The sequence below is a fragment of the Exiguobacterium sp. S3 genome, assembly GCF_018617295.1.
GTDB lineage: Bacteria > Bacillota > Bacilli > Exiguobacteriales > Exiguobacteriaceae > Exiguobacterium > Exiguobacterium profundum.
Genome location: NZ_JACSJW010000003.1, coordinates 40,946 through 62,987 on the forward strand (window position 1 = coordinate 40,946; position 22,042 = coordinate 62,987).

At 50.7% G+C, this 22,042-nt stretch carries 19 protein-coding genes and 1 riboswitch; of the genes, 9 read left to right on the forward strand and 10 right to left on the reverse strand.

The window, feature by feature from the left end:
- Window positions 1-92 precede the first annotated feature (92 nt).
- Window positions 93-977 (forward strand): phosphogluconate dehydrogenase (NAD(+)-dependent, decarboxylating), encoded by an 885-nt coding sequence (gnd, locus tag KNO65_RS08940; protein WP_214783464.1) that lies wholly within the window; start codon window positions 93-95, stop codon window positions 975-977.
- Between the two features lie 39 nt (window positions 978-1,016).
- On the opposite strand, the gene KNO65_RS08945 is transcribed toward gnd (KNO65_RS08940), so the two are convergent.
- The 7 genes from KNO65_RS08945 to KNO65_RS08975 form a co-directional block, all read right to left on the reverse strand.
- Window positions 1,017-1,631: a flavodoxin family protein gene (locus KNO65_RS08945; RefSeq protein WP_047794878.1), complete on the reverse strand. Its 615-nt coding sequence runs from the start codon at window positions 1,629-1,631 to the stop codon at window positions 1,017-1,019.
- 106 nt (window positions 1,632-1,737) lie between these two features.
- A complete protein-coding gene (gene galE, locus KNO65_RS08950) occupies window positions 1,738-2,754 on the reverse strand; it encodes a UDP-glucose 4-epimerase GalE (RefSeq protein WP_012727255.1) in 1,017 nt (338 codons plus the stop codon).
- A gap of 41 nt (window positions 2,755-2,795) precedes the next feature.
- The gene (gene pelG / locus KNO65_RS08955) at window positions 2,796-4,256 is read right to left on the reverse strand and encodes an exopolysaccharide Pel transporter PelG (RefSeq protein WP_214783467.1); all 1,461 of its coding nucleotides are present in this window, start codon (window positions 4,254-4,256) and stop codon (window positions 2,796-2,798) included.
- Window positions 4,237-5,655: a GT4 family glycosyltransferase PelF gene (gene pelF / locus KNO65_RS08960; RefSeq protein WP_214783470.1), complete on the reverse strand. Its 1,419-nt coding sequence runs from the start codon at window positions 5,653-5,655 to the stop codon at window positions 4,237-4,239. Before pelF ends, pelG begins: the two co-directional genes overlap by 20 nt.
- The gene (locus KNO65_RS08965; RefSeq protein WP_214783472.1) at window positions 5,652-7,493 is read right to left on the reverse strand and encodes a DUF2194 domain-containing protein; all 1,842 of its coding nucleotides are present in this window, start codon (window positions 7,491-7,493) and stop codon (window positions 5,652-5,654) included. Before KNO65_RS08965 ends, pelF begins: the two co-directional genes overlap by 4 nt.
- The gene (locus KNO65_RS08970) at window positions 7,490-8,404 is read right to left on the reverse strand and encodes a hypothetical protein (protein WP_214783475.1); all 915 of its coding nucleotides are present in this window, start codon (window positions 8,402-8,404) and stop codon (window positions 7,490-7,492) included. The genes KNO65_RS08965 and KNO65_RS08970 overlap by 4 nt, the downstream gene beginning before the upstream one ends.
- On the reverse strand, window positions 8,401-9,627 hold the full coding sequence (locus tag KNO65_RS08975) for a nucleotidyl cyclase domain-containing protein (protein WP_214783477.1): 1,227 nt from the start codon (window positions 9,625-9,627) through the stop codon (window positions 8,401-8,403). The genes KNO65_RS08970 and KNO65_RS08975 overlap by 4 nt, the downstream gene beginning before the upstream one ends.
- Window positions 9,628-9,696: 69 nt before the next feature.
- Window positions 9,697-9,783, forward strand: a riboswitch (cyclic di-GMP riboswitch).
- 40 nt (window positions 9,784-9,823) lie between these two features.
- Between KNO65_RS08975 and KNO65_RS08980 the strand changes: the two genes are divergently transcribed.
- On the forward strand, window positions 9,824-10,681 hold the full coding sequence (locus KNO65_RS08980; protein ID WP_214783480.1) for a glycoside hydrolase family 191 protein: 858 nt from the start codon (window positions 9,824-9,826) through the stop codon (window positions 10,679-10,681).
- 124 nt (window positions 10,682-10,805) lie between these two features.
- Here KNO65_RS08980 and KNO65_RS08985 read toward each other — a convergent pair whose 3' ends face one another.
- The 3 genes from KNO65_RS08985 to KNO65_RS08995 all read right to left on the reverse strand — a co-directional run bounded on the left by KNO65_RS08985 (window position 10,806) and on the right by KNO65_RS08995 (window position 13,759).
- Window positions 10,806-12,362 carry an FMN-binding glutamate synthase family protein gene (locus KNO65_RS08985; RefSeq protein WP_214784141.1) on the reverse strand — a complete coding sequence of 519 codons (1,557 nt, stop codon included), beginning with the start codon at window positions 12,360-12,362 and terminating at the stop codon, window positions 10,806-10,808.
- Window positions 12,363-12,440: 78 nt separating this feature from the next.
- Window positions 12,441-12,827, reverse strand: coding sequence for a hypothetical protein (locus tag KNO65_RS08990; protein WP_012727263.1), 387 nt, complete (start codon window positions 12,825-12,827; stop codon window positions 12,441-12,443).
- An 83-nt stretch (window positions 12,828-12,910) separates the two neighbouring features.
- Window positions 12,911-13,759, reverse strand: coding sequence for a MurR/RpiR family transcriptional regulator (locus tag KNO65_RS08995; RefSeq protein ID WP_214783483.1), 849 nt, complete (start codon window positions 13,757-13,759; stop codon window positions 12,911-12,913).
- A gap of 109 nt (window positions 13,760-13,868) precedes the next feature.
- Here KNO65_RS08995 and KNO65_RS09000 point away from each other — a divergent pair, with 109 nt between their 5' ends.
- The 7 genes from KNO65_RS09000 to KNO65_RS09030 all read left to right on the forward strand — a co-directional run bounded on the left by KNO65_RS09000 (window position 13,869) and on the right by KNO65_RS09030 (window position 22,000).
- The gene (locus tag KNO65_RS09000) at window positions 13,869-16,376 is read left to right on the forward strand and encodes a bifunctional diguanylate cyclase/phosphodiesterase (RefSeq protein WP_353047429.1); all 2,508 of its coding nucleotides are present in this window, start codon (window positions 13,869-13,871) and stop codon (window positions 16,374-16,376) included.
- 135 nt (window positions 16,377-16,511) lie between these two features.
- Window positions 16,512-17,393 carry a phosphogluconate dehydrogenase (NAD(+)-dependent, decarboxylating) gene (gnd, locus tag KNO65_RS09005; protein WP_214783486.1) on the forward strand — a complete coding sequence of 294 codons (882 nt, stop codon included), beginning with the start codon at window positions 16,512-16,514 and terminating at the stop codon, window positions 17,391-17,393.
- A gap of 89 nt (window positions 17,394-17,482) precedes the next feature.
- Window positions 17,483-18,826 (forward strand): GntT/GntP/DsdX family permease, encoded by a 1,344-nt coding sequence (locus KNO65_RS09010; protein WP_047794873.1) that lies wholly within the window; start codon window positions 17,483-17,485, stop codon window positions 18,824-18,826.
- Between the two features lie 16 nt (window positions 18,827-18,842).
- Window positions 18,843-20,342, forward strand: a complete 1,500-nt coding sequence (gene gntK, locus KNO65_RS09015) for a gluconokinase (protein WP_214783489.1) — start codon at window positions 18,843-18,845, stop codon at window positions 20,340-20,342.
- A 118-nt stretch (window positions 20,343-20,460) separates the two neighbouring features.
- On the forward strand, window positions 20,461-20,742 hold the full coding sequence (locus KNO65_RS09020) for a hypothetical protein (protein WP_214783492.1): 282 nt from the start codon (window positions 20,461-20,463) through the stop codon (window positions 20,740-20,742).
- Between the two features lie 5 nt (window positions 20,743-20,747).
- Window positions 20,748-21,227, forward strand: coding sequence for a GNAT family N-acetyltransferase (locus KNO65_RS09025; protein WP_251131701.1), 480 nt, complete (start codon window positions 20,748-20,750; stop codon window positions 21,225-21,227).
- Window positions 21,228-21,280: 53 nt separating this feature from the next.
- Window positions 21,281-22,000, forward strand: a complete 720-nt coding sequence (locus KNO65_RS09030; protein WP_214783498.1) for a polysaccharide deacetylase family protein — start codon at window positions 21,281-21,283, stop codon at window positions 21,998-22,000.
- The last annotated feature ends 42 nt before the right edge of the window (window positions 22,001-22,042 follow it).

Below are 22,042 nucleotides of genomic sequence, written 5' to 3' on the forward strand. Positions count from 1 at the left end.
CATTCTACATCTCGGGCAACCTGTCCTTTTGAGCAATCGTTATTTCGGGTATGCCCTATAGAGGACCAAATCTTACAAATGGGGTGGAACGAATGGAAATCGGTATGATCGGACTTGGTAAAATGGGCCTCAATTTGGCTCTGAATTTGACAGACAATAGGCATCGTGTCGTCGGGTATGACCCGGGAAACGTATCGACGAGTCAATTTGAGACGAAAGCCTCTTTGCAGGAGGTCGTTTCCACACTTCAGGCCCCTCGCGTCGTCTGGGTGATGGTGCCGGCGGGTGACGTGACCGAGCACGTCTTGAACGACTTGCATAATCTTCTCTCCCCAGGTGACATCGTCATCGATGGAGGAAACTCGAACTACAAGGAGTCAATGCGACGTTCCGAGCACTTTAAAGAAAAACTAATCTATTTCTTCGATGTCGGGACGAGTGGTGGGATGGAAGGAGCCCGTCACGGAGCGTGTACGATGATCGGAGGCGACTTGGAGGCGTTCGGGAAAATCGAACAGCTCTTCCGAGACGTCTCGACCGACCACGGTTATCTGTATGCGGGACCAAGTGGGAGTGGTCACTTTTTGAAGATGGTGCATAATGGGATTGAGTATGGGATGATGCAGGCGATTGCCGAAGGGTTCGAAGTGCTCGAGAAGAGTCCGTTCGACTATGACTATGAAGATGTCGCGCGCGTATGGAACCACGGCTCGGTCATTCGCTCTTGGCTCATGGAACTGACGGAGAGCGCCTTCTCGAAAGACGCGAAACTCGATGACATCCGTGGGGTCATGTATGCGTCCGGTGAAGGCAAGTGGACGGTCGAGACGGCACTCGAGTACGACGTCCCGACGCCTGTCATCGCGCTCTCCCTCATGATGCGTCAACGCTCGCTTCAAGACGATACGTTCTCGGGCAAGGTCGTCGCGGCCTTACGGAACGAGTTCGGTGGGCATGCGGTGGAGAAGAAAGAGTAAATCACCAAGGTCTCGACCAACATCGGTCGAGACCTTGATTCATTCCATCGTATTCCCTTCTGCCGGAATGGGATGGTTTTTAAGCATTCTCGCAAAATGGACGAGGTTATATGCCATCGTCTTGCCGTGAGACTTCGTGAATTCATTTTCTCGTCCAGCATCGAGGTACGAGTCACCCGGTCCCGCTTCTCCGACCCAATATGTGTCGACGTTCGGTGGCACGGTGAAACCGATGTGGGACAATCCATATAGAATCGAAGCACAGGCGTGTTTAGCCCCGTCTTCATTCCCCGTGACGACGACTCCACCGACCTTGTTGTAGTAAATCGCCTGTCCCGATTTATTCGTCAGTCCGCTACCGCCGTATAGACGTTCAATCACTTGGGTGGCGACGCTACTCTTCTCCCCGAGCCAGAGTGGTGTCCCGATCACGACAATGTTCGCGGCCTTCACTTTCTCAAAAATCTGTGGCCACTCGTCCCCATCCCCTTCATCTTCCGTCACACCGAACGCGACGTTGTAATCCACGATCCGAACGATCTCAGATTCAACATCGAGCGCATCGAAGTGCGGGATGATGTCACGAATCAATCCTTCCGTATGCGACGTCGTGTCGCCACCTTTTAACGTACAGTTCAAAAACAAGGCTTTCATTCGATCCCTCCTAAGTAAAATGATGTTCCATTAGGTGTTCCCGTTCACCACTCTTTCTAATACAAAAAGAGACGGCCATCGTGTGATGACCGCCTACTTATAAAGCTTATTCACTGTATCCTTTAGGATTATTCGATTGCCAACGCCAGGCGTCCCGACACATCGCTTCGATGTCATGTCGTACCTCCCAGCCGAGAATGGCCTTCGACTTTTGCGGGTCGGCAAAAATCGCCGCGACATCTCCGTCTCGCTTACCCGTGATTTGATAAGGAATCGTCTGTCCGCTCTCCTGTTGGAACGTTTGAAGCAAATCGAGGACGCTGTATCCTTTCCCGGTCCCGAGATTGAACGCCTCCACTCCCACGTGATTCCCTACATACTCCAACGCCTTTAAATGACCAAGCGCCAAATCCACGACATGGATATAGTCGCGTACGCCTGTCCCGTCATGCGTCGGATAGTCATCTCCGAACACTTGAAGTTCTTTCAGACGCCCGGCTGCGACTTGTGTGATGTATGGCATCAAGTTGTTCGGGACATCGAACGGATCTTCTCCGATTGTCCCGGAGTCGTGAGCACCAATCGGATTGAAATAGCGAAGAATCGCAATCGACCACGATGGATCGGCCGTATAGAGGTCGCGCAACATCTCTTCAATCATCAGCTTCGTTCGTCCATACGGATTGGTCGCACTGAGTGGGAACGATTCATCGACCGGTGATGTGGTCGGGATTCCGTAAACGGTCGCCGATGAACTGAAGACGATGCGTTTGATCCCATATTGGTCCATCATCCGCAATAAGACGAGCGTCCCGGCCACGTTGTTGTCATAGTAGTGAAGTGGTTGACTGACGGATTCGCCGACTGCCTTTAGACCGGCAAAGTGAACGACCGCATGAATCGAGTGCGTCGAGAAGATTTCATCGAGCAATTCCTGATCTCGAATATCGCCTACGTATAAGGTGACCGTCTTCCCCGTCAGGATCTCGATTCGCTGAATCGCCTCTTGTCGGCTGTTGGACAGGTTATCCAAAATAATGACCTCGTATCCTGCCTCAAGTAATTGAACGGTCGTGTGTGTCCCGATATACCCCGCGCCACCTGTCACAAAAATTGTTTTCATGTGCTTCACCCCATTTTCTAAAAGTCCATCTGCAGCGATTGTTAAGCCGAGCGGTCATTGAGCCAGTCTCCGACACGACGGAACGTATCCGTCCGTGGAGGTGTTTCGTTTCGGCTAAACGTATGATAATCAATTTCAGACACGTATCGAATCAAGCGAATGAGCGAGAAGGCGAACGCAATGGTGCAGCCAATCGCAAAACTAAGACCGTAACTGTCAGGACCGAGCGGTAACAAGAAGAACGTCAACCCGGCATTCATTGTGATGAAGAGGGCCGATGTATACGCCGCGCCCCGATGATCCTCGAAGTAAAGCAACACGAGCGTGAGAACGAGCACCATGGCGTTTGAGAAGGCGCCAATCGTCGTCATCTGAAAGACGTCCCGAATCTCAGGCGACAGACCGAGGAGCGGGAACAAGACGGCCGCGAACAGGATAAAGAGGAGTGACACGAGCCCCTGATTTCGGAACAGTCGTTGCAGCTCTTGTCGCAAGACGAGGAGCATCGCTGCCTTCGACCGTTGAATCTGTTGATACGTCCCACCCTCGTTCACGTATCCATAAAACACACGATACCGCTCATAAAAACGCGTCTCGACGGACACGACGAAAATCGTCATCGTCGGAATGATCGTCAAATAAGAGAGGAAGATGGCTGTGTCATAGATCGGATGATAGCGGAACGTGTCGAGATGGACACTTCCTCCTTCTGCAAACCAGATGATCCATGTGCCGACCCAGATGCCGATGTTATAGAGGAAACTGGTCCAAAAGAGTGCCGGATAGCGGTCAAAATAACGGTAGAACGAGAATTGACCGACCGTACTCCGGTTCGGGAACGTAAGGAGCATCGATGTGAACAAGCCGAACAACGTCACGACGAGACCGAGTGTCATACTCGCCGTCAACGCGAAACTCTTCATGTAAGACTCCGTCAAATATTGCATCAAGAATTGATCCGTGATGATGACCGCGGCGACCGAGACGATGCCACCGGCCACGAAACTATAAGCGACCGCCTGATAAAACTTGGCCGCACTGAGGAACAAGAAGTGTACCCAAATGAGGTTGACCGTCATGAATAGGACGAATGCCAATGCGTTCAATAAAGCAGGAAGTTCAGAGAACGTAAGGAAGATGGCGAACAACAACGACGCGATGGCGACCGTCGTCTTCATCATCCCGATGAATGCCGGGAAGATGTCTTCATATCGTTTCTCATAAAAACAATCCGCCAAATATCTTGTGACGACGAGTTGCTGCACGCCGAGAACGACTTGTGAAAAAATAAAACTGTAAGAGACGATCAAATTGAACGTCGTGCGCTCCTCGAGTGTGGCGATGGACAGATAGCTCGTCAGCCACTGCATGAGGGCAATCGTGACGATGACGATCAGCCATGGTCCGGATGTGACGAGACCGGCAAATGCGTACGCTTTGATTCGCGAGGAGAAGTAGTCTTCTTGAAACAACTGTTGTAACTTAAACCCGATGCCCGCCATATACCGCTCTCCTCTCTTCATATAAGTGTAGATATGCATCGATGAACTGGTCGGTGCGATAATACGTCTCGACTCGCTGTTGCCCGTTTCGTCCGAGTCGGCGCGCATCCTCACGATGTTGATGGAACCAGACGCAACGCTCTGCGATTCGGCGTGGATTGACCGGCGGGACGACGAATCCGGCCGGACCGAACGGTTCATCCGGTCGCCCGTTCACGAGTTCCGCACAGGCCCCAACGTCCGTCACAATCCATGGGACGCCGGCGGCCATCCCTTCTAGTACGGCGAGGGGTTGTCCTTCAGAAATACTCGTCAACAAACACACATCGAATTCGGGAAGGTGTTGTCGAATATCGACTTTTCCGACCATCAAGACGGACTGTTCGAGCTCGAGTTGCCGGATGAGCATTTCACACTCCGCCGCATACTCCTTATCCTCATCAAGCGGTCCCATAATGGTCAGTTCGAACGGGACGAGCATGTCTTGTAGCAGTTTCGCCGCATAAATCATCGTTTTAATGTCCTTGATCGGAACGACGCGAACGATGGCACCGATTCGTAGTTTATCCGCTCCCGGCACATGCCCGAGGGCAGATAAGCCCGTCACGTCAATCCCGTTCGGAATGATGCTCAATTTTTCAATAGGTGCCCCGAGCTGACGTTGCAACTCGCCGTTTCGTTCAAAGAGTGTGATGACGTCATCTGCCTTTCGGTACGCTTCCCGGGAAATGTGGTGGAAGAACTGAATCCAATGGGAGCGAAACTCAGACGGAATCCAAGATGCCTGTAACAGTTCTTCTTCTCGCTCACGGGAATAGATGCCGTGTTCGGTCAAAAGAAACGGAATGTTTTGTCGTTCTTTCATCGCACTCGCAATCAGACCCGCGTATCCGGTCGAGGCCGCGTGCACGAGGTCGACTTGAGGTAATTCGGCTTGAAGCAAATCAAGGACAGGGGCATACATACTGCGCCACATCCAAAAATAATCGATGAACGAACCGGCTTGTCCTTCTTCCTGATAGCTCTCCGTGACGAGCTGATAGAAGAGACGACTCGAGAAGAACTGTTCCGGTGTCCCAATTTGATTTTCAAGAATCGGATAGATGGACGAATCGACTTGACCGAATGTCATCCACGTCTTGATTCGCTCCCGTTCCGACTCCGATAACGCTTCCGGTCGACGTTTCCGTGTCGCCCGTTGATTAAGGGCGAGCGTGGTGACGCCCGTGACGTTCTTCGGTAACGTGTAACGGTAATCGGCTTCTGACTTCGGGTTCGGCATGATCGAGATAATCTCAAACTCATGCATCGGCATCTGTTCCATCAGCATGTGAACCCAGCTCGATACGCCGCCGCTCACATATGGATAACTCCCTTCGACAACAATTCCTATTTTCATGGACGATCCTCCAATATCGGGAGACGAACGGACGTGTCTCTCAATTCAACTTGATACAATGTACCATTCTCATCAAACGGCTGGACTTCACCAAAATCAAATGTCCCTGTATCGAGACGTTTCCCGGGTTGGACACGGACGAGTAACGTTGACGGGACAGGCAGTTGTTGGGCATTGATATCGATGGCATCATTCGTGTAAGCCACATCGATTTGCGCATCTTGATATAACTTGTATTTCCGATACGCATCATATTGACTCAAGCCCTCGAGATGTGGATATTTGGCGTAGAGTGTCTGGAATAGACCCCCAAACGATTCTTTCATCATCTCCCACCCTTTCCCTTTCGAGCGATAGTCATCTAACACGTCATCCGGGTGAATGAAGTGGGAAACGAGCCCGAAGTTGGCGACGGCGTCAATGACGACAAATAGGTCATCCGGTGTCTCGTTGTATCCGCTCGACACGCGAGGGAAATCGTACAAGTTCGGGTAGACCGGGTCAGGTCCGAACTCTTGAATGTAACTTCCTTTCGTCGCATCTCCGCTGTAGAGTCCTGCGACGATCAACCCTTTCGGAAACTTCTCGTTCAACACTTCGAGTCCGGATTGACCGATGATGTTTGATGGTGGCACGTAGCTCCGAATTCGCTCATTCGGCAAGTAGTAGTCGAACGCCTCGACGACACGATCGATGGCCGAACGCATGGCGTCTTGGTCTTTCCATCTCGTATAGCCGAGTTCAGGGTCCATGGTTTCATCTCCCATGACGAGCGGTTGGTGGTTGAATCCGTGTAGCCCGACCTCCCCATTCGTTTGAAGTAAGCCGCGACCGTATTCAAGCATCGGTGCTCGAATTTTTTCAATGAGTTGTTCCGTCGTTTCCTCATTCGTCGCTTTATAACTCCCGATAATGAAACCGGTATAGGTGACGTCATAGTCAGCACCGATTTGCTTCATGTCTTTCCACCAAACCTCCGAGAAGAATTCTTTGATGGACAAATCATATTCTTTCGTGATGACCGGATTCGAATAATTCGGCACCGGTGCCGGGAAGTCGTCGAGGTGAACGACCTTGATGCCGGCTTGCGGCATGACGAACGCCGGGAACAGCATCGATAGCGTCTGCACCATCAAGCCGCGTGAGTTTTTATCCGTCAACGATGTCGTATTCCAAAACATCACTTCGCCCTTCCCATAAGGAGATTGCCATAGAATCGGTTCGTTTTTGGCAGAAATGAGGACGTCCGCTTCCTCTTTCAGTTCGACGTCAGCGATGCTGTGGACGAACAACCCTGAGTCTTGAGGCAAGTCGACATACCCAGGGAAAATTTCTTGTTCAAAAATCAACCCGTTGATTCCATCTTTAAAGTCCCCGAAATCACTTACGCCGACCAGGTCCGCCCAGTCTTGATCGATGAATCGTCCGGCAACATAGAGACGTCCACCTTTTTCAACGAACGACCGAATCGTCTCGTACGGCCATGATTTCGTATTTTCCCCGCTGACGACGAGAACGTGTCGTGGAGAAGGCTCAATCGATGCGATTGCCTCTGCCTCGATTGAGGTATAAGGCAATTTGGCATAGTCGAGCGCGTATTTAAAGTTATTCAAAACAGCTGTCGACAAATCGTCGTCGTTCTGATGGATGTAGATTTGAACCGGATCTCCCTCCACCGCTCTCACCTCACCCGCGAGTGTCGTAAAGGATTTCGGCTCATGCGCTTCTTTTGGGATGAGTCGATGACCGTAGTCAAGCCGTAAAAACTGGACGACGACAATCATCGCGATGAGTAAAGAGAACAGAGACGCGAGATACGTCGTAATCGATTTATTCATATATGGGCACCTTCTAACTGTTGAATGACAAAGCGATAGTCCTCTGGAATGTCTTGCAAATCGAGATGTTGATGCAGGCGGTCAAGCGTCGGGCGCAGGGACGCCCAATCGCCGTTCGTCATATGATGTTCAATCAACATGACATATCCATCGGGTACTTCAGGATGATAGAGTGTGAGCGCCTCAGCCAATCGTTCTCCCGTTTCCAAGTCACCCGACCGAAACGACAAGCGAGCTTTCGTGCGTAAGTATGTCTCATCTGTTTCGTCATACTCACTCAGTTGATCGAGGTGAAACAAAATCCGTTGCTGAATACGCATTTGCATATCCTGGTCTAAGAGACCACTATCTAAGAACGAGATTCCGGTCTCGATTACCGGATAAATCGTCTCCGGTCGTTCTGGATTCACTTGTGCGATTCGCTGTTTTAACATCAAATCGTATCGGTCGAACAACGTGTTTCGGACGGTCGCCGCATAATGGACCGTTTCCGTATCTTCATGTTCAAGACCTAGGTGCAAATACTCTTCTGTATTCATGAGCGGTGTCGACATGAGCTGTGTGATAGATTGTTTCCGCTTGTTCCCGTCCATCTGTAGGGCTTCCGTCAATGGGACGAGGTCTAAATCTTCTTTCGCCTGCTGCTGCAAGCGCTCCAAGTTGACCGTGTCAAAGTTGATGTACTCATCGTAGTCGAGAAGCGTCTTCGACGAAGCGAAGCGACGGGCAATCACATACCCCATCAAACCGAACAGTTCCCCGACAATCGGGATGACGGCACTGACGAGAAAAATCGAGAGCCAAACTCCCTTTTCCGTCGCATCGACTTTCGGTCGTACGATCAATCGATACAAGACGAAGAGGACCGCCGCATGCAGTAGGAAGAAGAGTAAAATCATCCATCCGGTCATAGGCGTTTCCCACCTTTCACATAGAAGACATGTTCAATCCGTTCCTTAAATCGTTCGGCCGATTCGACCGGTGTTCCAGGGAGAAGGAAATGAAGGATGCGGTCTTCTTCGTCATATCCGATGACGTCGATTTCACGCATCGACTGTCTTAAAATCAATTCCATCTCAATCAATGACAAGTCTACGCCCTCTATAGGTAACGTGACCGTACTGTACGGTTGACCGTATTGTTCATGGCGCTGCACTTGTTGGGCCACTTTTTGTTCGAACGCTTCCATCCGGAACATATGTGTCCCGTCGACGAGCTGGTCGCTGACGAGCATCCATTCAAGCGCATCCGCTTTTTCGATACGCGTTCCCGTCCAATCCAAGACGAGTTTCATCATATTCATCTCATGGCTACGTAAACGTAGAATCTCGATTTCATGGACGACCAAGACTTCCTTCACCGTGCCTTCATAACAAATCGGCGCGACGAGAAGCGGTCCATCTAACTCATCTGCCAAACGAATCGTCGGTTTTTTGGATTGGAACATCCGTGCGAAAATCCCTTGTTCCGAATCGATAAAGAGCGTCTGCGGCAAACGCTCCACTTCTCCTGAACGAACGTGGAGACGAAGCGTGCGCCGTGAGGCATCCACATGATATAAAGCGAGTTGACGAGCACGGAAGACACGCGTGAACGTTCCAATCAAATGGTCACGCACCAAGTCGGTCGCATCTTGATCGAGTTTTAGTCCAATCTCATAAATCTTTGAGAGCGTATAGGTCGAATCAAGGACCCGTTTTCGCATCTCTCCTTGTGATTCTTGGAGCTGCTGAATCGTCTGTTTCAACTGTTCGTTCTCATCGACCACTTCTTCTTGACGAATGTGGAGCGACTGATAACGCTCCCGATAAGACGTACTGAATACACCCGCACTGAGCGCGACGAAGAAGTGTAGCAAAATCCAAGCCAGTTCATTCGTATCGTAAAGGAATAAGAGCAAGTCTGAGCCTTCCATCAAAAGGAATGAAAAATGATAGAGACTCGTCAACGCAAAGCTGACGAAGGCACCGAGCAAACCATACCGTAAAGAAAACAGGAGAATATAAAAAATTAATGGGTCAATCGCCCAATCCGACAAAGAAAGACTAAATGTATAGTCCAAAATGCCGATAAGTAAAATAGTCACAATCATTTCGATCCATTTGATGGATGTGCGATGTTGGGTATAAATCATAGTGTCACTCATTCCTTTACGTGGTATTTTAGTAGTAGGACTTTCAATGGATTGTCGACAAAAATTTCATATCGAGACGGGCAAACTTACTGAAAAGTAAGGGCGCAAAGACATGGGTCGTCGATCTTTTTAGATACCGATCGCCAGTCTGCAATAGCCGCAGCCGCTCTCTGATAACTATCAGGAGGGTTTTTTAATGGGTATTTTCTCAGCCAAACGAATCGTGACCATCTGTTGTGCATTTCTCGTAGGATTGGCGTTTTTGACGCCGCAACAAGCGGTCGCCAAAGCGAGCAATCCGCTCGCAAACGTCGAATCGTACAAGATTTATTACGACATGCCGACAAAGACCAAAATTAAAAAGATGCAACAGTATGACCTTGTCATCATCGAGCCTGTTTATTATACAGCAGCGCAAATCAAAGAGTTACAGAAATATGGGACAAAAGTGTACGGCTACATCAACACGATGGAAGCGGACAATTGGAACGTCGATTTCATCAGTCAGATGAACGAGTCGGACTTCTTCCACCGCAACGGACAACGTGTTCATTATGCGGAATGGGATTCTTATTTAGTCGATATGACGTCAACTCACTATCATGAATTGTTGACGCGTGAAGTGGAGAAACAAATCGTCGCCAAAGGATTGGATGGCGCGTTCTTGGATACCGTCGGCAACATCGATAACGAGCATTCGGAACAACCGACCATTTTAAAAGCGCAACGTGACGGGATGAGTCAGTTCATGAAAACGATCAAATCCAATCACCCTTCCCTTTCTCTCATTCAAAACTGGGGATTTGCGACATTGAAGACGTATACGTATCCATATGTGGATGGCGTGATGTGGGAAAGCTTCAACTACACGACCGTAGCGAAAGATCAATGGTCAAAAGACCGCATCCAAGAGTTGCGTGACCTTGATACACGATACGGGATCAAAGCGTTGACCGTGTCTTCGAAACAACGTCCAAAGAGCGCGGCGTATGCTGAAAAAAATGGGTTCATCCATTTCCACTCAAATGCTTCGTTAGATTATAATAAATTCTGACTTTCATTTACATGATTGTACAAGTATCTGGTAGTTTCTACAATGAAAATGCTAAAAAAACATCCCACGTGTTTGCCTTCTTTATCGGCAGATTCGTGGGATGTTTTGATAGATTCCCTTCATTCTAGTGAGATAAATCATAGCCGCTTCGGACACGGCCGTCCGGTTCCTGATAGACCACATGCTCTTGTGACAGTTCCGTCGGCGAGCGAACGCCTGCCGCAGCCGCCATATTGTATAGTCCTTCCCGAAGCGAGATGATATAGTTCGTCACCCGATAGCTCTTTTCGTCGACGACGAGAGCACGCTGCAGTTTCGCATCGGTCGTTGCGACACCGACCGGACAGCGATTCGTGTGGCAAACCTGCGCCTGGATGCAACCGACGTTGAACATGAGTCCGCGGGCGATATTGACGAGGTCTGCACCGAGCGCGAGGGCGATGGCGACTTTATCCGCCGTGATGAGTTTCCCCGAGGCGAACAGTTTGACTCGGTCGCGCAACCCATGCTCGATCAAGAGGATATGCACGTAAGGGAGCGCCGCCTTGAGCGGTAAACCGACTGTATCCGCAAGCTCTTGATACGTCGCACCCGTCCCCCCTTCACTCCCGTCGATGGTGATGAAATCAGGTACAATTTGAGACCTCGCCATCTCTCGGACGAGCGAGTCAATGTCTTTCAACTTCCCGACCACAAGCTTGATGCCGACGGGCTTACCACCGATTTCACGTAACCTCTCGACAAACGCCAGCAATTCCGTATGGGTGTGAAATTCAGAGAAGCGGTTCGGACTGTCAATCGTTTCCCCGACTCGTACGTGACGAATCCGGGCAATCTCCTCGGTCACTTTTGATCCATCGATATGACCTCCGCGTGTCTTCGCTCCCTGCGCGAGCTTCAATTCGAACGCCTTCACTTGCGGGAGGGTGCTCTTTTGTTTGAACGCTTTCACCGAAAACGCCCCATCTTCATCCCGGACACCGAAGAGCGCCGGTCCGATTTGACAGATGATGTCGACATTCCCTTTTAAATGATAGTCGGATAGTCCACCCTCCCCAGTATTTATCCACGTGCCACCCGCACGACCGAGCCCAATCGAAAGCGCTGTGATGGCCCTGTCTCCGAGCGACCCGAAACTCATAGCCGACTGACCGACAAGCCCTCGAACGTAGAACGGTTCCCGGCACGTCTGTTCGCCTATGATGATGGTATCTTCTTCTGTTAATAAGTACGGAGAGATGTCGCGTTCGACGAGATGCTCTTTTCGAGTGAACAGATTGTCTTCATCGAGTTCATACACCCATGTCGACACTTTCGTTGAATTGTCAATCCGTAACTCGTTCCGGTTCGTCGGGTAGAGGGCGTTCTGAAGATAAAATCCACCTGCCTCAAAGTCTCGCTCTGACCCAAACCCGATGATGCGCGACTTATACTTCCCTGCGATGACGGCCGACTCATAATCATTCCGTGAGAACGGCTTCGCCTCGTTGTCATTCAGGAACAAGTATTGCCGAAGTTCGGGTCCCATCTTCTCAAATATATAGCGCAACTTTCCGAGAATCGGGAAGTTCCGGAGGACGGAGTGTTCGCGTTGGTTCCGGTCACGCCGCCACAGATAAAAAATCAAGAGCGGTGGCGTGATCATGATGAGCAACATGAGCATCAGTAAAATGGTTAACATCGATGTGGTGAGTGACACGGAATTCCCTCCTCTATGGCTCGACGAAAAACACCCTGTTTCCAACATAACAGGGTGTCATCAGTCGTTCGGGATCGTGACCCCGTCAAATTGTTCATTGCGGCATAGCGTGATTGCTTGCATCGCCAACTTATAGTCTTCTTCCGGCAAGGCAATCAACTCGGTCGGAAGGACCCATTCTTTTGAGTTATACAGATGGATGACGAGCTTGGTGAGCACAAATTCTCGTTTATCGAACGTATTGTCATCGATGATGGTCGAGGTCCGGATCTTCCCTGCTTCTAAATCCATATAAGGAAGCAACCGTTCACGAACATGGGTGTTTCCCGCAATCACATACAGCGCGGCGAAATATTCTCGACCGGTACTGCCCGGATCCGTGAGCCGTTGTGCCAACCGTTTGAACTCGTTGTAGTGGTCGGAAGATAAAAAATCAATATGGTTCATCGGTCCACCTTCTCTCTCTAAGCCTCGCTTTGCTCTCAGGGTTTATAATTTCCACCTTTTTGTAGAAACTAACCCTATTTCGCTCAGATTCGGCGCATCGAAATCGCCTCACGCATCTGTTGAAGCGACACCCGGGCCGCCTCGCCTCGACGCATCATGACAGCCGTGAACAACGCATCGATCAGACTCAGTTCGGCGATGCGTGAAGCGAGCGCCTCTGAACGGAATGCCGTCTCTTGAGACACGGTATAGAGCGACACGTCCGCGATTTTTGAGAGAGGGGACTTCGCATAGTTGGTGATGGCAATCATCGGCACACCCTTCTCTTTTAAGAGTTTGGCGATATCGAGTGTCTCTTTCGAGGCACCGGAATGCGAGATGACGACGGCGACGTCTGCGGTCGTCAATTGTGAGGCCGACATCAGCTGCATATGCGACTCGAGAATCGCGCTCACTTGAAGCCCGCTCCTGACAAACTTATGATACGCGTCTAGGGCGACGACGGCCGACCCGCCGCTCCCGAAAAATTCGATACGGCGCGCCCCGAGGAACAGCTCAACGGCTTTCTCTAAAGAGACCCCTTCTAAAATCTGACGCGTCGACTCAATCGTCTTTCCGTTCGTCGAAAAAATTTTCTCTGCGATTTCGAGCGCCGTATCCGTCTCGGTAATATCTTCATGGATGTCTTGGAGCGGTGCGACGACATCTGAGGCGAGTGCGATTTTTAGCGCCTGATAGCCTTTGAATCCGACACGCTGACAAAAACGAAACACAGTGGATTCTGCCACATCGAGATCATCTGCCACCTGATTGATTGTATGATGAATGATTTGTTCTGGTTGCTTCAAAATATAGTCGGCAATGCGTTGTTCTTTTTTACTCAGTGTCGAATAGGCACCACGGATGCGGGCCGTCCCGTTCATCGTTTCCATCAAGAATCACCCTTTCTCTTCTTCATCTAACGATACCGTTTCGAAAAAAATTCCGCAATGTGTGATTCATGCAAATGATTGACCCACCTTACAAAAGTAGACAAGAACCGTGATTCATGAGTGTGCTACTCTAATAAAGCACTTTTTCATTCACTCTTTGTACCATTTGAAATCGAAAGGACTGTTTCTCATCGAACATCACCTGAGTAGCTCGTATAACTTCCCACTCGTCATTCTTTCCATCGCCGTCGCCATCTTCGCTGCCGGTGTCGCTCTCGATATTAGCAGTCGTTTGAAATATGCGAAGCACGCCTCGCGACTCAGTTGGGTCGCGGCTGGTGCCTTCAGTCTCGGCCTCGGCATTTGGGCCATGCACTTCATCGGCATGTTGGCGTTTCATCTAAACGATGACGTGACGTATCATCTCGGCATCGTCTTATTATCCATCGTGCCGGCCGTCGTCGCCTCCGGACTTGCCTTCTGGATAATCAGTCATCCGGAAACACGACCCATCCAGCTCGTCTTCGGCGCCTTCTTGATTAGCGTCGGCGTCGTCTCCATGCATTACATCGGGATGGAAGCGATGCAAATGAACGCCATCCTCACATATGATCCTGTCATGTGGATTGCATCTGCCATCGTTGCCTTCGTCGCGTCACTCGTCGGATTGTACATCCTCTTCTATATCCCGAACGTCTCGCGGTTCCATTGGCGCCGTCTGGTCAGTTCGGTCTTGATTGGGGTTGCCGTTTCCGGCATGCATTATGTCGGGATGGGCGCAGCTCGCTTCACCCCGATGGAAGGTGTGGCCAAACCGGTCAGCGGCTATGCCGTCGACAGCACCCTACTCGCCTACGTCATCGCAGCGAGCGTCATGACACTATTCATCTTGATGTATATCTCGCTCCGGACGGCATCACAACTCGAGGCACAGTCGGAAGAACTCGAGATGAAGTTCGAATCCATCATCGAATCCGCCTCGGATGCGATTATCGTTGCCGACCATACTCGTGTCATTCTCCAATGGAATCAAGGGGCAACCGACTTATTCGGCTACACTTACGAAGAAATGGTCGGACAATCGATTGTCGCCATCATTCCAGAACGTTTCCGCGAGGCGCATGAACGTGGGATGCGTCGCTATGAAGCGACAGGTGAAAAACGTGTCATCGGTCAAACGGTCGAACTGATTGGCTTACGAAAGGACGGTGTCGAAGTCCCGATTGAGATGTCGCTCGGCACGTGGAAGACGGATAAGGGAATCTTCTTCAGTAGTATCATCCGTGACATCAGCGAACGGAAACGGATCGAGGCACAAATCAATGACCTCGTTTATTTGGATCCGCTCACCGGTCTTCCAAACCGCCGTCTGTTCAGCGACCGACTCGACGCCCTTCTCGGCCAGTCTCAATCTGAACAGTTTGCCTTGTACTATATCGACTTGGACAACTTTAAAGTCATTAACGACCGGTTCGGCCATTCGATTGGCGACCAGTTCTTAAAACAAGTGACGACCCGTATCCAGTCGACGATTCAAAAAACAGATACACTCGCTCGGCTTGGTGGGGATGAATTCATCATCTTATCGCCTGATACGAAGAGTAACTTGGCCGCCCATCGCGCACAGGAACTCATCAACGTCCTCCATCCTCCGTTCGAACTCGAGAATGAGGAAGTGTTCACAGGTGCCTCGATCGGGATCAGCCTCCATCCGTCCGATGGTGATACGGCCGAAGAATTGATTAAAAATGCTGATATCGCCATGTATCGGGCGAAGGCGGACGGTAAGAACGGGTATCAGTTCTTCACGAACGAATTGAACGAGTCAGTATCCCGTCGCTCCAACTTATCCATGGCACTACGGAAAGGCGTTGGGCGCGGTGAGTTCACCGTACACTATCAACCGCAAATCCAACTGGAGACGGAAACGTTAATTGGCATGGAAGCGCTCGTTCGTTGGCAACACCCAGACCTCGGGATGATTTCACCTGGTGAGTTTATTCCGATTGCTGAGGAAACAGGGAGTATCCATCGTCTCGGCGAGTTTGTTTTAAATGAGGCGTGTCGTCAAAACAAGGCGTGGCAAGATGCGGGCATTCCCCCGTTCCGGGTCGCCGTCAACATCTCGGCCGTTCAGTTTGCACAAAAAGATTTACCAGAGGTCGTCAGTCGTGCCCTCGCCGCATCCAATCTTGACGCACAATATTTAGAGCTCGAATTGACCGAGAGTGTCATCCAAAGTGCAGACCGGGCCATCGAGACGATGCATGAACTCGTCGCCCTCGGGGTCCATCTTTCCATCGACGATTTCGGAACCGGCTATTCCTCCCTCAGCTATTTGAAGCTGTTCCCGATCGATACACTCAAGATCGACCAGCACTTCACGAAAAATATCGAGAGCGACGAGAAAGACGCAGCGCTCGTCAAAACGATTATCCGGATGGCGCACGAACTCGATTTGAACGTCATCGCGGAAGGGGTCGAAACCGAGAACCAAGTCGCTTTTCTGAAAGCTGAATCATGTAACCAGGCACAAGGATATTTCTACAATCGTCCTTTGCCGGCGGAAGAAATCGAAGTCTTCTTCCAACAATATAAGAAAGCATCCTCAAGTTGATGCAATCGGCCTCCGTCATGGAGGTCTTTTCTTGTTCAAAAAAGAAAAAAATTCCACAATTACACTTGTAAATCGAATTTATTTTGATATGATGAATGCAGAGACGGAAAAAAATTCTTTTTCAGGGGTGACAATATGGAAATTGGTTTGATTGGTTTAGGTAAGATGGGTTACAACTTGGCACTCAACTTGAGCGACCACGGACACACGGTCATCGGGACGGACGTCGGGGACGTCACATCGGACGCCTTTACGATTGTGCCGACACTTGAGGATGTCGTGAGCAAGTTGTCGACGCCACGCATCATCTGGGCGATGGTCCCTGCCGGAGACGTCACAGAATCCGTGCTTGCCGAATTGTATGAGCGACTCGAACCGGGCGACATCGTGATCGACGGGGGAAACTCGAATTACAAGCTCTCGGTCGCGCGCGCCGAACAGTTCGCCGAAAAGGACATCAAGTTCTTCGACTGCGGAACGAGCGGTGGGACGGACGGGGCGCGGAACGGTGCCTGTACGATGGTCGGGGGTGACGCGGATGCGTGGCCGACAATTGAACCAATCTTTAAAGACTTGTCTGTCGAGAACGGCTACTTGTATACGGGTCCTGCCGGAAGCGGTCATTTCTTGAAGATGATCCATAACGGCATCGAGTATGGGATGATGCAGGCGATTGCCGAAGGATTCGATATCTTGGAGAAGAGCCCGTTCGATTACGACTATGAACAAGTCGCTCGCGTATGGAATCACGGGTCGGTCGTCCGATCATGGCTCATGGAACTCACGGAGAATGCCTTCAAGAAAGATGCGAAGCTAGATGAGATTCGCGGGGTCATGCATTCATCCGGTGAAGGTAAATGGACGATCGAGACGGCACTCGACCTTCAAGCCGCTGCACCGGTCATCGCCCTGTCGCTCATGATGCGCTATCGTTCACTCGAAGACGACACGTTCTCAGGAAAAGTCGTCGCCGCGCTCCGCAACGAGTTTGGTGGGCACGCGGTCGTCAAGAAGTAACATCTGTGGAAAAGGTCACGGGGACATGGCCTTTTCCTTTGTCAAAAACTGTAAACGGTTACATATTCGGAATTTAGGGGGAATACTCAATGTCTGGCTCAACACTTATTTTGATCGCCTTAGCCGGGATCTTCTTGCTCTTATTTTTGGTCATTCGCACAAAGCTTCATGCATTCGTTTCGTTGTTACTTGTCAGTTTAATCGTCGGGGTCGCAGCTGGCATGCCACTCGGGGATGTCATTGCCTCCATCCAAAACGGGATGGGCGGAACGCTCGGCTTCGTCGCCGTCGTCGTCGGTCTCGGCGCTATGTTCGGAAAGATGCTTGAAGTATCGGGTGGCGCGGAACGCCTCGCCCAGACACTCGTCAGTAAGTTCGGAGAAGACAAGGCGCAATGGGCGCTCGGGATCACCGGATTCATCGTCGCCGTCCCGGTCTTCTTTGATGTCGGCTTTATCATTCTCGTCCCAATCGTATACGGTCTCGCCAAAAAGACGGGACGTTCGCTTCTTTACTATGGGATTCCGCTCCTTGCGGGTCTCGCAGTCACACACAGCTTTATCCCACCGACACCTGGTCCGATCGCTGTCGCGAACTTGATTGGTGCCGACCTCGGTTGGGTCATCTTGTTCGGTGTCATCGCCGGGATTCCAGCCATGATTTTAGCCGGTCCTGTTTTTGGGAAGTATATTGCTAAGAAGATTCATGTGACGATTCCGGATTACATGGAATTCAAAGAAATCGACACATCGAAAGAACTACCAAGCTTCAAAATGATCTTGTCGCTCATCTTGATCCCTCTCGTCTTGATCTTGGCGAACACGCTCTCGGCGGTTCTCTTGGATGAAGGTAACGCCGTCCGTGATTTCTTGACGTTCCTCGGACACCCGTTCGTCGCCTTGACGATCGCGACGCTCCTCACATTCGTCTTCCTCGGGACACGCCGTGGGTATTCACGTGACGAAGTACAAGAAATTGCAACGAAAGCACTCGAACCAGCCGGAATCATCATCCTTGTCACAGGGGCCGGCGGTGTGTTCAAACAAGTCCTCATCGACTCAGGTGTCGGTGACGTCCTCGGTGAAATGATGGCTGGTTCACCACTGCCGGCAATCGTCCTCGCCTTCTTGATCGCGACGGTCGTCCGTGTCGCCCAAGGGTCGGCAACGGTCTCGATGGTCACAGCAGCAGGACTCATCACACCGCTACTCGAAATTCAAAACATCACGGGCGCGGCACTCGGTTTGATTGTCATCGCCATCGCTTCAGGGGCGACCGTCCTCTCGCACGTCAACGACTCAGGCTTCTGGCTCGTAAACCGTTACTTCGGTCTCGACGTGAAAGACACGCTCAAGTCATGGACAATCATGGAAACGATTATCGGACTCACCGGCTTTGCCGTCGTGTTCTTGATTAGCCTATTTATCATCTAAGTTAGGAAGTGATTGTGTGTTTACGATTGGGGTCGATATCGGGACGACGAGTACGAAAGCCGTCCTGTTCAACGGTCATCAACAACTGGCGGTACATAACGTGTTGTATCCGCTTCTCACGCCTGATACGGAGACGGCCGAGCAAGACCCGGTCGTCATCTATGGGGCCGTGCTCGAAGCCGTCTCGGCGGTCCGCGCCAAAGCGGACGGTCCGATTCGCTTCGCATCGTTCAGCTCGGCGATGCACAGCTTGATTGCACTCGATGCATCAGGACGTCCGCTCACGAACAGCATCACGTGGGCCGACAGTCGCGCGAATCCATATACGCAAGAAATCAAACGCGATGTGGATGCGAGTGCGCTCCATATGCGCACGGGCACCCCGGTCCATCCGATGGCACCGCTGTCGAAACTGCGCTGGTTGAAAAAAGAGCATCCTGACGTCTTCAAGCAAGCAGACAAGTTCGTCTCCATCAAAGAGTATGTCTTCTATCGCTTGACGGGTCGCTTCGTCGTTGACCACTCCATCGCCTCGGCGACCGGGCTATTCAATTTAAAACAACGAGACTGGGACACGGAAGCACTTGAAGTCGCCGGTGTGACACCAGATCGTTTATCTGAACTCGTACCGACGACAGAGATTTTACCGGTGACACCTGAGGTGACCGAGACGCTCGGCTGGGACTTCCCACTCGTCATCGGGGCAAGCGACGGCGTGCTCTCGAACCTCGGGGTCGGTGCTTTCGAACAAGGTGTCGTCGCCGTTACGATTGGGACGAGCGGCGCCATCCGGACAGTCGTCTCGGAACCGGTCGAAGATCCAAAAGGTCGTATCTTTTGTTATGCGCTGACGGACAAGCATTGGGTAATCGGTGGACCAGTCAATAACGGCGGCATCATTCTCCGCTGGCTCCGTGACGAGTTCGCAGCAAGTGAGGTTGAGACGGCGAAACGGCTCGGCATCGATGCATACGATGTGTTGACGCGAATCGCCGAAACGGTCAAACCGGGTGCAGACGGACTGTTGTTCCATCCGTATTTGATGGGTGAACGGGCTCCGCTCTGGGATTCGAACGCTCGCGGTTCATTCTTCGGACTCAGCATTCACCATAAACGGGAACACTTTATCCGCGCCGTATTGGAAGGGGTCATCTTTAACCTCTATACGGTCATGCTCGCACTCGATGAATTGACGGGCGCCCCGAACCGCATCCATGCGACCGGTGGTTTTGCCCAGTCGAGCCTTTGGCGTCAGATGATGGCAGACATCTTTGATACACCGGTCGTCGTGCCGGAGAGTCATGAGAGTTCATGTCTCGGGGCAGTCATGCTCGGGGAATACGCTTTCGGGGATATCGAGGAGTTCCAAGAAGTTTCACAAGTGACCCATGAGCATACACCGAACATGGAATCGACGAATGTGTATCGCGAACTTTTGCCGATTTACATTCGCTTATCGCGCCATTTGTCTGAGGAATATGAAGCCATTTCAACGTTTCAGCGGAAGCATGTATAATGACAAACCGAGTCCTTCGAGGGCTCGGTTTTTTGAATCGTGACAGGAGATTTCTTAACGTATATGGAAAGTAAGGACGAGGTTAGACTGTCGATATTTTTAAGAAGGGATTGATTAAATGGCGATTGCAATCGGATATCTCATTGCTGCTCTTGGTGCATTCGTGGCGTATTGGTTCAGTACAGGCGAAGCACGAAACACAAAATTGAAAATATGGGGAATCGCTCTTATGATTCCTATCTCCCCTGCCTTAGCGTTTTCAATCGGACTCTCGTACGCAATCAGTGTACAGAACGGATGGGCCGCACTCATCATGTGGTTTATTTTCCCTGTGATTTTCTTAAGTGGTCTGGCGTTGTTATTGGTCGGTCTATTCAAAAAAGAGAAGAAGATGGTGTGAGTGATATGACGATTATGCTCACGACAACCCGCTGCCTCATCCGCCCATTCGAACGCCAAGACATCGAATCATTCATGATTTACCGGAATGACTTGGATTGGATGAAAGATCAGTCATTCAAAGGACTCAGCTTTGAAGAATACGAGAACGCCCTACTCGGCGCACAATCACTTCAACACGGCATGCAACTCGCCATCATCGACCAAGCGACCGATGAATTGATTGGGGACGTGTATATCCAGCAAGAAGGTATGACGTATTGGATCGGCTACACGATTACCCCTACGCGCGCTCGGCAAGGCTATGCATTTGAAGTGATGTCGGGATTGATTCGTCACTTGGCCGACCAAGGAGCAGAAGCGTTCAAAGCCGGTGTCCTCAAGACGAACGTGGCATCCATCGCGCTATTGAAGAAATTGAACTTCACCTATCTCACGACAGAACTTGACGAACAGATTTATCGTCTTGATGTCTCCAACATATGATAAAGTATGTATCACATGTCGCTTGGTTTTGATTTGAGGGAGTTTTGAATGGAATGATGAAACGCGTTCTTTTACTCATGTCGATCTTTCTACTGATTGGGTCTTTGTCACAGGCTGCGATCCCGGAGCCGAAGGCCTATAACGACCCGAGTCTCATCTATTTGACGCTCGATGATGGACCGAACTGGAAAACGGGAAAGCTACTCGATGTCTTGAAGAAACATCAAGTGAAGGCAACCTTCTTCATCCTCGGAAAAAACATCGAAGAAAATGAGCATCTGCTTCACCGCATCATTGCGGAAGGTCATTTGATTGCCTTACACGGGATGCGACACGACCGGGATGAATTTTATGAAACACCGTTGACGGCCGTGCGTCAGATGCAGGAAGTACAAGCACTTATCTATGAAGTGACCGGCATTCATACGAACATGGCCCGCACCATTTATGGGAGCGACGCCGGCATGTCACCCGCACACTGGCAGGCGATGACCGATGCCGGTTTTGAGATTTGGGACTGGAACGTCGGTAGTCTCGACCATGTGTATAAGAAAGACAATGCTCGTGTCGAGCAGCGCGTGTTCGACCGACTCGAGGCGAATCGCGCCGCACAGGTTGCCTCAATCATTCTCGCACACGATCACTCGATGACACCGAAAGCACTCGATACAATCATTCGTTATGCGAAAGAACGAGATTATGAATTCCGTACGTTAGAGGGTGTCCAACCGGTTCACAACTTTTCTGATGTATGGGAACCTCATATGGACTGATTGCCCCGTCCTGTTGAACCTACCCAAAAAGCGCATCTGATC